The sequence below is a fragment of the Aeromonas oralensis genome (assembly GCF_049665575.1).
Lineage (GTDB): Bacteria > Pseudomonadota > Gammaproteobacteria > Enterobacterales > Aeromonadaceae > Aeromonas > Aeromonas hydrophila.
This window is the reverse complement of record NZ_CP187186.1, coordinates 2,634,910-2,647,738: the sequence shown is the minus strand read 5'-3', so window position 1 is coordinate 2,647,738 and position 12,829 is coordinate 2,634,910. Positions and strand designations below refer to the sequence as shown.

At 62.7% G+C, this 12,829-nt stretch carries 11 protein-coding genes and 3 pseudogenes; 11 read left to right on the top strand and 3 right to left on the bottom strand.

Translation table 11 applies throughout. The features are described from left to right. The first annotated feature begins 2 nt into the window (after positions 1 to 2). From hybA to ACPDZI_RS12280, 10 genes and pseudogenes are all read left to right on the top strand, one after another. Positions 3 to 1,027, top strand: a pseudogene (gene hybA / locus ACPDZI_RS12325) (hydrogenase 2 operon protein HybA). Beyond that, positions 1,020 to 2,207 carry a Ni/Fe-hydrogenase cytochrome b subunit gene (gene hybB, locus ACPDZI_RS12320; RefSeq protein WP_438833215.1) on the top strand — a complete coding sequence of 396 codons (1,188 nt, stop codon included), beginning with the start codon at positions 1,020 to 1,022 and terminating at the stop codon, positions 2,205 to 2,207. Before hybA ends, hybB begins: the two are co-directional and overlap by 8 nt. Next, positions 2,204 to 3,907 (top strand): hydrogenase 2 large subunit, encoded by a 1,704-nt coding sequence (gene hybC / locus ACPDZI_RS12315; RefSeq protein ID WP_438833214.1) that lies wholly within the window; start codon positions 2,204 to 2,206, stop codon positions 3,905 to 3,907. The genes hybB and hybC overlap by 4 nt, the downstream gene beginning before the upstream one ends. Next, positions 3,907 to 4,437 (top strand): HyaD/HybD family hydrogenase maturation endopeptidase, encoded by a 531-nt coding sequence (locus tag ACPDZI_RS12310; RefSeq protein WP_438833213.1) that lies wholly within the window; start codon positions 3,907 to 3,909, stop codon positions 4,435 to 4,437. Before hybC ends, ACPDZI_RS12310 begins: the two co-directional genes overlap by 1 nt. Further along, positions 4,419 to 4,973: a hydrogenase-2 assembly chaperone gene (gene hybE, locus ACPDZI_RS12305; RefSeq protein ID WP_438833212.1), complete on the top strand. Its 555-nt coding sequence runs from the start codon at positions 4,419 to 4,421 to the stop codon at positions 4,971 to 4,973. The genes ACPDZI_RS12310 and hybE overlap by 19 nt, the downstream gene beginning before the upstream one ends. Before the next feature lie 106 nt (positions 4,974 to 5,079). After that, complete coding sequence (locus tag ACPDZI_RS12300) at positions 5,080 to 6,711, top strand: ABC transporter substrate-binding protein (protein ID WP_438833211.1); 1,632 nt, start codon at positions 5,080 to 5,082, stop codon at positions 6,709 to 6,711. Beyond that, positions 6,696 to 7,699: pseudogene (locus ACPDZI_RS12295) on the top strand (ABC transporter permease). The gene ACPDZI_RS12300 and the pseudogene ACPDZI_RS12295 overlap by 16 nt, the downstream one beginning before the upstream one ends. Then, the gene (locus ACPDZI_RS12290; RefSeq protein ID WP_438833210.1) at positions 7,689 to 8,504 is read left to right on the top strand and encodes an ABC transporter permease; all 816 of its coding nucleotides are present in this window, start codon (positions 7,689 to 7,691) and stop codon (positions 8,502 to 8,504) included. The pseudogene ACPDZI_RS12295 and the gene ACPDZI_RS12290 overlap by 11 nt, the downstream one beginning before the upstream one ends. Continuing rightward, positions 8,498 to 9,285 (top strand): annotated as a pseudogene (locus ACPDZI_RS12285) (ATP-binding cassette domain-containing protein). The gene ACPDZI_RS12290 and the pseudogene ACPDZI_RS12285 overlap by 7 nt, the downstream one beginning before the upstream one ends. After that, the gene (locus ACPDZI_RS12280; protein WP_438833209.1) at positions 9,285 to 9,926 is read left to right on the top strand and encodes an ATP-binding cassette domain-containing protein; all 642 of its coding nucleotides are present in this window, start codon (positions 9,285 to 9,287) and stop codon (positions 9,924 to 9,926) included. Before ACPDZI_RS12285 ends, ACPDZI_RS12280 begins: the two are co-directional and overlap by 1 nt. Positions 9,927 to 10,275: 349 nt before the next feature. Here the strand turns inward: ACPDZI_RS12280 and hypB are convergent, their stop codons facing one another. After that, complete coding sequence (hypB, locus tag ACPDZI_RS12275; protein ID WP_438833208.1) at positions 10,276 to 11,142, bottom strand: hydrogenase nickel incorporation protein HypB; 867 nt, start codon at positions 11,140 to 11,142, stop codon at positions 10,276 to 10,278. Here hypB and ACPDZI_RS12270 point away from each other — a divergent pair. Next, on the top strand, positions 11,029 to 11,403 hold the full coding sequence (locus ACPDZI_RS12270) for a hypothetical protein (RefSeq protein WP_438833207.1): 375 nt from the start codon (positions 11,029 to 11,031) through the stop codon (positions 11,401 to 11,403). The genes hypB and ACPDZI_RS12270 overlap by 114 nt on opposite strands. On the opposite strand, the gene hypA is transcribed toward ACPDZI_RS12270, so the two are convergent. Next, positions 11,381 to 11,722, bottom strand: a complete 342-nt coding sequence (gene hypA, locus ACPDZI_RS12265) for a hydrogenase maturation nickel metallochaperone HypA (RefSeq protein WP_021140355.1) — start codon at positions 11,720 to 11,722, stop codon at positions 11,381 to 11,383. The two genes, ACPDZI_RS12270 and hypA, sit on opposite strands and share 23 nt — an antisense overlap. Positions 11,723 to 11,791: 69 nt before the next feature. Then, entirely contained in the window at positions 11,792 to 12,796 is a 1,005-nt protein-coding gene (hypE, locus tag ACPDZI_RS12260; protein ID WP_438833206.1) for a hydrogenase expression/formation protein HypE, read from the bottom strand. Positions 12,797 to 12,829: the final 33 nt, after the last annotated feature.

The following is a 12,829-nucleotide window of genomic DNA, read 5'->3' as shown; positions in this document are numbered from 1 at the left end:
CCGTGAACAGACGCAACTTCCTCAAATTCGCCTCCGTCGGTGCGCTGGCGGCGGGCACCACCGTCTCCGGCACTGCCCTGGCGGCGGCCGAGAACAAGCCGCCCATTCCCGGCGCACTCGGCATGCTCTACGACTCCACCCTCTGCATCGGCTGCCAGGCCTGTGTGGCGGAGTGTCAGCGCCTCAACGGCAACCCGGCCAATCCGGCCGGGGAAGCGACCTGGTCCAACAACGACAAGCTGAGCCCCTACACCAACAACATCATTCAGGTGTGGAAGAGCGGCGCGGGTGAGCACAAGGATCAGCTGGTGGATGGCTATGCCTACATCAAGAAGCAGTGCATGCACTGTGTCGATCCCAACTGCGTCTCCGTCTGCCCGGTGCAGGCGCTGACCAAGGATCCCAAGACCGGCATCGTTCACTACGACCCGAGCGTCTGTACCGGTTGCCGTTACTGCATGGTGGGCTGCCCGTTCGACGTGCCCAAATATGACTACGACAACCCGTTCGGGGCGATCCACAAGTGCGAGCTCTGCAACCAGAAGGGGCTTGAACGGATTGATCAGGGCAAATTGCCCGGCTGTGTCGAGGTGTGCCCGACCGGCGCCGTCATCTTCGGCACCCGCGAGGCGCTGATGGCCGAAGCCAAGCGCCGGCTGCTGGCCACCCCGGGCTGCGAATATGCCTACCCGCGCCAGACCTTCAGCGCCAACGATCCCTACCTGCACGAGGTGCCCAACTACCAGCCTTACGTCTATGGCGAGAAGGAGGGGGCGGTACCCAGGTGCTGGTGCTGGCCGGGGTGCCCTACACCAAGCTCGACATGCCCGCTTTGCCGGAACTCTCCTCCGGGGCGCGCTCCGAGCACATCCAGCACACCCTCTACAAGGGAATGGTGCTGCCGCTGGTGGTGCTGACCGGGCTGTCGGTGCTCATTCGCCGCAACACCAAGGACCATCAGGATGGCGACGATCATGACTCGCACGCGGGCCATGACAAGCAATCGGGAGGCAAGGATCATGAGTAATCACAAGGCACATCCGCTGGGGGGCAGGCTGGTCAGCTGGCCGGTCATGGTGCTGGCGCCGTTCGTCATCCTGTGCGGCATGCTGATCCTCAAACGCCTCATCTTCGGGCTGGGCTCGGTCACCGATCTCAACGGGGGTTATCCTTGGGGGCTCTGGATCTCGTTCGATCTGCTGATCGGCACCGGTTTCGCCTGCGGCGGCTGGGCGCTGGCCTGGGCGGTCTACGTCTTCAACCGGGGCGAGTATCACCCCCTGGTAAGGCCGGCCCTGCTGGCGAGTCTGTTTGGCTATTCGCTGGGCGGCCTCTCCATCACCATCGACGTCGGCCGTTACTGGAACTTGCCCTACTTCTACATTCCGGGTTTCTTCAACACCTCCTCGGTGCTGTTCGAGACGGCGGTCTGCATGACCATCTACATCGGGGTGATGGCGCTGGAGTTTGCCCCCGTGCTGCTGGAGAAGTTAGGCTGGAAAACCTCCATGGCGCGTCTCAACAAGATCATGTTCTTCATTCTGGCGCTGGGGGCACTGCTGCCCACCATGCACCAATCCTCGATGGGCTCGTTGATGATTGTGGCGGGGGAGAAGATCCATCCGCTCTGGCAAAGCTATGAGCTGCTGCCGGTCTTTTCGCTTCTGACCGCCTTCATCATGGGCTTCTCCATCGTAGTGTTTGAAGGCTCCCTGGTGCAGGCGGGGCTGGCGGGGCGCGGCCCCAACGAGAAGTCGCTGTTTTACAAGCTGACCCAGGTGATCGACATCTTCCTGATCCTGTTCGTGGCGCTGCGCTTTGCCGAGATCGTCATCAACGACAAGTCGGAGTATCTCTCCGAGTGGAATCGCTACGCCTTGATGTTCTGGAGCGAGATCGCGCTGATGATCTTCCCGCTGCTGGTGTTCCACTGGGACAAGAGCCGCCGGGACTCGCGCATGTTGTTCCTGGGGGCCCTCAGCATGCTGCTGGGCGCCGCCCTCTGGCGACTGGATTACTCCCTGCTCGCCTTCAACCCCGGCAATGGCTACCACTACTTCCCCTCTGCGGCGGAAGTGCTGATCTCCTTGGGCTTCGTCGCCATCGAGGTGTGTGCCTATTTGCTGCTGATCCGGCTGCTGCCGGTACTGCCATCACTTGAACGTGTTCACCAAGATTATCAGGCCCGAGGGAAAGCCAACGTATGAGCCAACGTATCACCATAGACCCCATCACCCGCATCGAGGGTCACCTGCGTATCGACTGTGAAATCGAAGGCGGCGTCGTCACCAAGGCCTGGTCGTCCGGCACCATGTGGCGCGGGATGGAGGAGATCGTCAAGGGCAACGACCCGCGCGATGCCTGGATGATAGTGCAGCGCATCTGCGGGGTGTGCACCTCCATTCATGCCATCGCCTCGGTGCGGGCGGTGGAGAATGCGATCGGCGCCAAGGTGCCGGTCAATGCCCAGTTTATCCGCAACCTCATCATCGCGGCCCACAACATCCACGATCACATCGTCCACTTCTATCAGCTCTCCGCGCTGGATTGGGTGGATATCACCGCGGCCCTTGAGGCCAATCCGCAAAAAGCGGCGGACATGCTCAAGGGGGTATCGACCTGGTCCCTCAACAGCGTCGACGAGCTGACCAAGGTGCAGGACAAGATCCGCGCCCTGGTGGCGAGCGGCCAGCTCGGCATCTTTGCCAACGGCTACTGGGGCCACAAGGCGATGAAGCTGAGCCCGGAGGTGAACCTCATCGCCGTGGCTCACTATCTGCAGGCGCTGGAGTGCCAGCGCGATGCCAACCGCATCGTCGCCATTTTGGGCGGCAAGACCCCCCACATTCAGAATCTGGCGGTGGGCGGGGTGGCCAACCCCATCAACCTGGATGCACCGAGCGTGCTCAATCTGGAGCGGCTGCTCTATGTGAAGAGCTTTATCGACCGGCTCGGCGAGTTCATCGAGCAGGTCTACAAGGTGGATGCCGCCATCATAGCCGCGCACTACCCCGAGTGGCTGAACCTGGGGCAGGGGGCCAAGCACTACCTGAGCGTGCCGGAGCTGCCCACCGACGGTGACGGCGGCAGCTTCCTGATGCCCGGTGGCTACATCGAGAACGGCGATCTGGCCGGCTATCGCCCCATCGAGAGCCATCAGGATGCGTGGCTGATGGATGGCATTGCCGAGAGCAACAAGCACGCCTGGTACAAGGATGACGAGCCCCTCAAGCCCTGGGAGGGCAAGACCGAGCCCAACTACACCGGCTGGCAGGATGACGGCAAGTACTCCTGGGTCAAATCTCCCACCTTCTACGGCAAGGTGGTGGAGGTTGGGCCGCTTGCCGACTTGCTGGTCAAGCTCGCCGCCAAGCATCCGGAGACGGTGGCGCATTTCGATCAGCTGAACGGTCTCTACAAGACGCTCACCGGTTCAGCGGTCAAGACCGAACAGCTGCACTCCACCCTGGGCCGTATCATAGGCCGGGCGGTACGCTGCTGCGTGCTCAAAGACACCTTGTCCCATCAGTGGAAGGCGCTGGTGGACAACATCGGCAAGGGGGATTTCAGCGCCTACATCAAGACCGAGATCCCGGCGGACAAAGAGTTTCGCGGGGTGGGCTTTGAAGAGGCGCCGCGCGGTATGCTCTCCCACTGGGTAGTCATCAAGGGTGGCAAGATCGAGAACTATCAGGCGGTGGTGCCCTCCACCTGGAACTCAGGCCCGCGCAACTTCAACGACGAGCCCGGCCCCTACGAGCAATCCCTGGTAGGCACCCCGGTGGCCGACCCCGCCAAGCCGCTGGAGGTGGTGCGCACCATCCACTCGTTCGACCCTTGCATGTCCTGCGCGGTGCACGTGGTGGATACCCAGAGCGGCGACGTGACTCAGGTGAAGGTGCTGTGATGAACACCCTGATCCTGGGCGTGGGCAACCTGCTGTTGAGCGATGAGGCCGTCGGCGTGCGCATCGTCGAGGGGCTGGAGCGCGACTACCGCTTCGCCCCCGGCATCGAGCTGCTCGATGGCGGTACCGCCGGCATGGAGCTGCTCGAAGCGATGGCCAGTCGCGACCACATCATACTGGCGGACGCGGTGCGCAGCGGCAATCCGCCGGGCACAGTGGTGACCCTGAAGGATGAGGAGATCCCGACCCTGTTCGGTCGCAAGATCTCCCCCCATCAGCTGGGGCTGGCGGATGTGCTCTCGGCGCTGCACATGACGGGGGAGTCGCCAAAGCGGCTCACCCTGATCGGGGTCGAGCCCGAATCCCTCGAGCCCCGCATCGGCCTCACCCCTGTGGTGGCGGCTGCCATGGGGGAGGCGACAGATCGGATATTGACTCTGCTGGCCAGCCTGGGGGCTCCAGCCATCCCGCTCTCCGAGCAGGAGAAGGCCGAGCGAGCGCGGGAGGGCGTATGGCGCAATCCATTGTGAATGAGGCTGAGAGAGTGCCGGAAATAGTACCGGAGACGGCGCAGGAATTTGCCGGTTTTGCCACCAATCCAGCCCCTTTGCTGGTGGCCCAGTATGAGCGGATTGCCAAACAAGAGATGCAGGCGCTGCCCTTCTATCACGCCACCATGCCCATCGTGGCGGAGTGCACCCTGTTTGAAGGGCAGTGGCTTGGCTGCGTGCTCACCCCCTGGATGTTGAGCGTGGTAGTGCTGCCGGGGCCGGATCAACTGTGGCCGGTGCGCAGCAGCAGCGATCGGCTCGCCCTGCAGCTCCCCTGCGGCAACCTGACCTTTATGGTGGGGGCATTGCCCGAGACGGGGCAGTTGCTGGCCTGTTCGCTCATGTCCCCCATCGACCCGCATCTGGGGGCCGACGAGGGGCGCGCGCTGGTGAGCAGCACCCTCAAGATGCTGCTTTCGCTTCCGGTGCAGCAGGGGGAGGGCGGCGTGAACTTGAGCCGGCGCCGCCTGTTCAGCGGCCGGTGTGGCGACCCTGTTGGCGACACCCAGCGCTAGGTCTCATCTGCAATCAGGTTTAGAATAGGGGCCGTTTTGGCCCCTCACTCGCTTCTGTCGTCCCCCTGTTTTTCGATAGTGAGTGGTAAAACGAATAAGGGATCTTATGACCATTCAATGCTTTGGCTGCCACTCAGGCAGCAACGCCGGCCACCGTAAAGGCCTCTCTGTCACTGCGGCCGCCTTGCTGGCCCTGCTCTCGGGCGGTTTCTCGTCCATGGCGCTGGCTGCCCAGCCTGTGCCTGCCGAGCTCAAGCTCGCCATCGGCGCTGAACCCACCGAAGGGTTTGATCCTCTGCTCGGCTGGAGCCACGGCAGCTACCTGCTGCTACACAGTCCGCTGCTCAAGCAGAACGCCGATCTCAGTTGGCAGAATGTGCTCACCCAATCGGTGACCCCGAGCAAGGATGGCAAGGGGTGGCTCATTACCCTCAAGCCTGACCTGAAATTCTCCAACGGTGCACCGCTCACCGCCGAGGATGTGGCCTTCACCTACAACAGCGCAGCCCAAGGCGGCGGCAAGATCGACATGGGCAACTTTGTCTCGGCCAAGGTGCTCTCGCCCACCGAGGTTGCCATCACCCTGAGTGCTCCCCAGAGCACCTTCGTCAACGTGCTGGGATCTTTGGGGATAGTGTCGAAGCGTGATTACGACGCAAAAGCATATGCCCAAAAGCCGGTCGGTGCCGGCCCTTACCGGTTGGTGAGCTTCCTGCCCGGTCAACAGCTGGTGGTAGAGGCGAACCCCTATTACGCCGGCGGCAACAATGACTTCAAACGGCTGGTCTTTGTCTTTATCGATGAAGAGAGCGCCTATGCCGCGGCCCAGAGCAGCCAGCTCGATGTGGTGCGCATTGCCCCGTCACTGGCGCCCACCGAGCCTGCTTCCCTCAAGCTGTGGGTGCGGCCGAGTGTCGAGAACCGCGGCATCGTCTTCCCCATTCCGCCTGCGGGCGGCAAGGATGCCAAGGGTTATCCCATCGGCAACGACGTGACCTCGGATGTAGCGGTGCGCCGTGCCATCAACTACGCCATCGACCGCAAGCTGCTGGCCGAGCAGCTGCTGGAAGGGCACGCCATCCCCGCTTACAGCGCGGTAGAAGGCCTGCCCTGGCTAAACAAAGCCACCGCCTTCAAGGACGGGGATGCCGCCCACGCCAACGCCCTGCTCGACGAGGCGGGTTGGAAGATGGGCAGTGACGGCATTCGCCACAAGGGCAATCTGCGCGCTGCCTTTACCCTCTGGTACACCAGCGGTGACAGCACCCGCCGGGATCTGGCGGAAGCGGTGCGCGCCATGCTGGGGCCCATTGGCCTTGAGGTGAGCCTCAAGTCCGGCAGCTGGGAGCAGGTGGAGCGGGAGATGCACGCCAATCCGGTGCTGATGGGGTGGGGGAGTCTGGATCCCATGGAGCTCTATCACCACTACCAGAGCGGCTCCGGTGGCGTGGAGTTCTACAATCCGGGCTACTACAGCAACCCTGTGGTGGATGGCCACCTCAAGCAGGCGCTGGATGCCCCGAACTGGCAGGCGGCCGTGCCGTTCTGGCAGCAGGTGGAGTGGGATGGCAAGACCGGCGCCGGAGTGCAGGGAGATGCGGCCTGGGCCTGGCTGCTCAACGTGCAGCACACTTATCTGGCCAATCGCTGCATCGACCTTGGCAAGGGGGCGCCGGAAATCCACGGTAGCTGGTCACTGCTCAACAACCTGCAGGATTGGCGGTGGACGTGCCGTTAAGTTCCCCACTATGATGACTGCCACTCTAAAAGCCCTGCTGCGTCTGGCAGGGCTGCTCTGTCTGGTCTCGGTCGCCACCTTTGTGCTGCTGAGTTACTCCCCCATCGACCCCATCAAGGCCTATATCGGCAACGATCTGCTCCATGTGCCGCCGGAGCAGTACGCCCGCATCGCCGCCCGCTGGGGGCTGGATCAGCCGCTCTGGCTGCGCTATTGGCACTGGTTTAGCCAAGTGCTGCATGGGGATCTCGGTTACTCCATGCTCTACAACGCGCCTGTGGGTGAAGTCATAGGCCAGCGCTTTGCTGCCTCTTTCCTGCTGCTGGCGGGCGCCTGGCTGCTCTCCGGCTTTTTCGGGATTTTGCTGGGCCTATGCGCCGGTCGCTATCTCAATCGCTGGCCCGATCGCCTGATTTGCCGCTTTGCCTATCTGCTCGCCTCCCTGCCCACCTTCTGGGTCGGCCTGTTGCTGCTGGCGCTGTTTGCGGTGCACTGGCCGCTGTTGCCGGTCTGCTGCGCCTGGACGCCGGGGCTCGCTGCCGAGGAAGCAGATTGGGCATTGCGAGCGCGCCATCTGTTGCTGCCGGTGACCACGCTCGCCCTGCTCGGGTTGGGCAATATTGCCCTGCATACCCGGGGGCGGGTGGCCGAGGTGCTGGAGAGCGACTTTATCCGCTATGCCCGCGCTCAGGGGGATGGCGGCTGGCCCATGCTGCGTTTTCATGTGCTGCGCCACGCCCTGACCCCGGCGCTCTGCCTGCAGTTTGCCTCTCTAGGCGAGCTGATTGGCGGGTCGCTCTTGGCTGAGAAGGTCTTCTCTTATCCGGGGCTCGGCCAGGCCACTGTGGATGCGGGGCTGCGGGGCGATATCCCCTTGCTGATGGGCATCGTGCTCTTCTGCACCCTGCTGGTCTTTATTGGCAACACGGTGGCCTGTCTGCTGCTGGCCCGCATCAATCGAGGCTGGGAGGGTGAGCATGCTGTTTAATCCGCTTCCCTCCATACTGCGGCTGGTTTTTGCCCTGCTCGGATTGGCGCTGCTGGCCGCCTACGGCTGGAACCTCTCTCATCAGGATGTGCCGATGGATCTGCTGGCGCGCCAGCAGCCTCCCTCGCTGACCCACTGGTTCGGCACCGATCAGATGGGACGGGATCTCTGGTTGCGGGCCTTTCAGGGCACCCTCACCAGCCTGGAGCTGGGGATCAGCACGGCTCTCTGCAGTGGCCTGCTGGCCATGGTGGCGGCAAGCGTGTCGCTCATTCACCCCAGATGTGATGCGGCGGTGCGAATGGTGATCGACGCCATGCTGGCGCTGCCCCATATGCTGCTGCTGATCCTCATCTGCTTTACCGTGGGGGGCGGTATGCGCGGAGTGATCCTGGCGGTGGCACTGACCCACTGGCCCAAGCTGGCACTCATTCTTTGCGCAGAAGCGCGGCGGATCGCCTGCAGCGACTATGTGGTGCTGGCCCGCTGTCAGGGGATGGGGGCGCTGCGTCGCTGGTGCACCCACTTGCTGCCGGGGTTGCTGCCCCAGTGGTTTATCGGCACCTTGCTGATGTTTCCCCATGCGGTGCTGCACAGCGCGGCCTTGAGCTTTCTCGGCTTTGGGCTGGCGGCCCATGAGGCCTCGTTGGGTCTACTGCTGGCCGATGCCCTGCGTTATCTGGCCGGTGGTGGCTGGTGGCTGGCCCTCTTTCCGGGACTGATGTTGCTGCTGCTGGTTCTGCTGTTTGATCAGGCTACCCGCGCCTTGCAACAGCTGTTGTGGCACAGGAGTGAACCATGCTGAGTTTTGATCAGGTGACCATAGAGGCGGCCCACTACTCCTGGCTGGGGCGGCGCAGCTGGCAGCCTTTGCTGACCGATATCAGCCTGCAACTGGCGCCAAGGGAGATAGTGGCGCTGGTGGGGGGAGCGGCGAGGGCAAGAGCCTGTTGCTGCAAAGCGCCCTGACCCTGCTACCGGACAACCTGAGGATGCGCGGCCGCATCTCCCTCGATGGCACACCTCTGTGCGATGCCAGCCGCGCCCGTCTGCGCGGCCATACCCTCTGCTATGTGCCGCAAGGGGTGAGCGCCCTCAATCCACTGTTGACGGTGGAGCGCCAGCTGGGCCGTGTGGCGCGTCTCTGCGGCCAGAGCGGTTCCCGCGAGCGGCTCGGCCAGCAGCTGCTGCGCTACCAGCTGCCCGCCACCACGCTGGACAGCTATCCGCGCCAGCTCTCCGGCGGCATGGCCAAGCGCATTCTGGCCTGCACCGCGGCGCTCGGCGGTGCCCGCTACATTCTGGCAGACGAGATCACCGCCTGGCTCGACGAGGGGCTGGCCTGTCTGCTGCTCGGCCAGTTGCGTGAATTGGCCAATCAGGGCAGCGGTATCCTCTGGGTGACCCACGATCTGGCGCTGGCAGCCCGCTTTGCCGATCGCATCGTGGCGCTGCATCAGGGGCAGGTGAGCGATACCTTGAGCTGCCACCATCTGCGCCAGGGGCAGGGGAGCGAGATGCTACGTGCCCACTGGCAGGCGCTGCCGGAGTTCAACGCGCTCTTCTCTGTGCCGGAGGTTTCCTGATGTTGGAAGTACGAAACCTCACTATCGCCCAGGGGGAACGTCCCCTCTGGCAGGGTTTATCGCTGACGGTGAAAGCGGGCGAACGGCTCGGTATCTCCGCCCCGAGCGGTTATGGCAAGACCACGCTGGGGCGGGTATTGGCCGGTTGGCAACCGATTGGGGTTGGTGGTCAGTTCCTGCTGGATGGGCAGCCTGTGCCTGAACAGATAAAAGGTTATAACCCCATTCAGCTGGTGCCCCAGCACCCGGAACTCACCTTCAATCCCTATCGCACCACTGGGCAGGCGCTGTGGGATGTGTGGCGCCCCGATGACGCCATGCTGGCCCGCTTTATGGTCAAGCCTGAATGGCTTGGCCGTAAACCCGGCCAACTCTCCGGCGGCGAGCTGGCCCGCATCGCGCTGTTGCGCGCCCTCGATCCCCGCACTCGATTGCTGATTGCCGATGAGGTGACCGCCCAGCTGGATCCGCAAATCCAGCGCCAACTCTGGCGTGAATTGATGGTTGAATGCGAGCAGCGCGGCCTTGCCATGCTTGTCTTCAGTCACCAGCAGGCACTGCTGCGTCAGATCTGTCATCGGGTGCTGCGCTTTGGTGAGATGCAGCCCGTGACTGGTGTATTGGCTGAAAATGCGGCCTGAGGGTTAGTTCCCCCTCATCCCCAGCCCTTCTCCCGCAAGGGGAGAAGGGGGCAGACGGTGCCATCTCACCCGCCCGGGGTTAGGGTTTGGAAAAATTCGGGGTTTGAAAATATGGCTGGTTGTTATGCTCGAAGCCCCCTGAGGGGTTTGAGGGCGTCGTATAGCCGCGGCATCCACAAACCGGTTCCCTCTCCCTGGGGAGAGGGCTAGGGTGAGGGGAAGCGAGTGTGGGATGCTGGCCATTTTGGACGGATAGCATGACCGACAAGGTCTACAGATAAAAGAGAGGGAGGCATCAGCCTCCCTCTTTTGTTATCCACCGTTATCAGCGGTTTTGATCTATCCGCACTCAGGCAGTCGCCAGCCAGTTGAGCCAGGCATCCATCCCTTCGCCTGTAGTGGCGCTGACCTGGATCACCTGAATATAGGGGTTGACCCGTTTGGCGTTCTCGATACAGCGGGCGACATCGAAGCTGACATAGGGCAGCAGATCGATCTTGTTGATCACCATCAGCTGGGCGGCGGCAAACATGTCCGGGTATTTCAGCGGTTTCTCTTCCCCCTCGGTGACGGAGAGGATCGCCACCTTGTACTTCTCGCCGAGATCGAAGCTGGCGGGGCAGACCAGATTGCCCACGTTCTCGATAAAGAGGATGCCCCCTTCATTGGCGGGCAGCTGGTGGCAGGCGTCGTGGACCATTTTGGCGTCCAGATGGCAGCCCTTGCCGGTGTTGATCTGCACGGCAGGCACACCGGTGGCACGGATGCGATCCGCATCGGCACTGGTCTGCTGATCCCCTTCGATCACGGCGCAGGGGCGCTTGTCGGCCAGCTGGCGCAGGGTTTCGCACAGCAGGGTGGTCTTGCCTGAACCCGGGCTCGATACCAGGTTGAGCACCAGCTGGGCCGCCTCGTCGAAGTGTTCGCGGTTGTGGGTGGCCAGCGCGTTGTTTTTGGCCAGCACGTCCATCTCGATGGCGATCAGCTGGCGCGGCCCCATGCCGGGCACCGACAATCCCGCTTCCCCTTTGCCGTAGTGCAGATCACCCTGCTGGTGGTCATGGTCATGGTCATGGTCATGGTCATGGTCATGGCTGTGATCATGGGGATGCGCGTGGGAATGGCCGTGCTCATGAGAGTGGGCATGATCATGATGATGGTCGTGGGGGTGATCATGGTGGTGATCGTGTGGATGATCATGACCCTCGTGGCTCATGGGAGCCCGTACCCCGTGGTAGTGGTGATGGACATCCCCCTGATGGTGATAGTGGTGGTGAATGATCAGGGTGCGCGGCGCACTCTGTTCGTTGGCATGATGGTGATGGGCGTCATGAGCATGATGATGGTCGTGCTCATGACCATGTTTATGGTGATGTTCATGTTCGTGATGATGCTCATGATCGTGCTCATGGCCGGCGATCCGCGCCTGGCCGCATCCGCATACGCTACACATATCAACTTACCTCGATGTCGGTGATGCGCAGGCTATCACCCTGCGCGACTCGTAATTTGTATCCGCCACATTCGGGACAGGCCTGCCCGCGCTCGGTGAGGGTGACCGTCTTGTTGCAGTCGTAACACCAGGCCTCTGCCGCCTGGTGCTGAAAGTGAAGCTGGGCTCCTTCGACGGCGGTGCCCTTGGCGGCAGCCTCGAAACAGAAGGCAATGGTGTCCGGGTCGACGCAGGAGAAGCTGCCGACCTCGAGCCAGAGGGCGGTCACCTTGTTAAAGCCCCGCTGGGTGGCCTGCTCGGCTGCCAGATCGATGGCGGCCATGGCCAGAGACATTTCGTGCATGGTGACTCCTTAACCGATATGGGGAGGAGCAGTGACTCCTCCCTGTAATTGACGGAACGGCATGGCCGCTCAACAGATCCGCGGCAGCAGCTCCCCTTGCGGCAGCTCCAGATAACGGCGGCTGCCCCAGGGGTTGCTCAGGATCACCTTGTGGCGATCGCTCTCCTGCACCACGCCGATCAGGCTGGCGGCGGGGTTGAACTGCCGCAAGATGCCCAGTGCGTCCTGCGCTTGGTCGGCAGGCAGGGCCAGCACCATGGTCCCCTCGTTGGCGAGATCATGGGGCTCGAAACCGTAGAGCTCGCACAGGCCGCGTACCGGATCGCACACCGGAATGGCGGACTCCTCCAGTTCGATGGCCACCTGGGAGGCGCTGCTCCACTCGTTGAGCACGGCGGCAAGGCCGCCGCGGGTGGCGTCGCGCAGGGCGTGAGGGGTAATACCCGCTTTTAGCAGCGCTTCGACCTGCGGCCAGAGGGTGGTGCAGTCGCTCTTGAGATCGGATCCCAGTTGCAGGGCGTCACGGGCCATCAGGATGCAGGCGCCGTGGCTGCCGATATCCCGCGACACCAGGATGGCGTCACCGGCTTTGAGGCTCCGTACCGAGATGCCTCGGCTCTGTTCGGGCAGCGGGAAGGTGCCGACCCCGCTGGTGTTGATAAAGATCTTGTCGGCGGCCCCCTTGGGCACCACCTTGGTATCGCCGCAGACGATACGGGCACCGCTGTTGGCAAGCTCGGTCGCCATCGACTCGACGATGTGGGCCAGATCGGCGTAGGGGAAACCCTCCTCGATGATAAAGCTGCAGCTCAGATACTCGGGCTTGGCCCCCATCATGGCGAGATCGTTGACCGTGCCGGCGATGGCCAGCTTGCCGATATCGCCCCCCTCGAAGAAGAGCGGCGAGACGGTAAAGCTGTCGGTGGTGAAGGCAACGGGGCCCTCTACCGGCAACAGGGCGGCATCTTCACCGCGCAGCAGGATCTCGTTGCCAAAGTGGCGAAAGAAGAGCTGGTTGATCAGCTGGTTCATTTCTACACCGCCGCCGCCGTGGCTTAACTGGATTTCTCTCATCGTGATTGGATCTCCACAAAGTTGCCGAAGCAG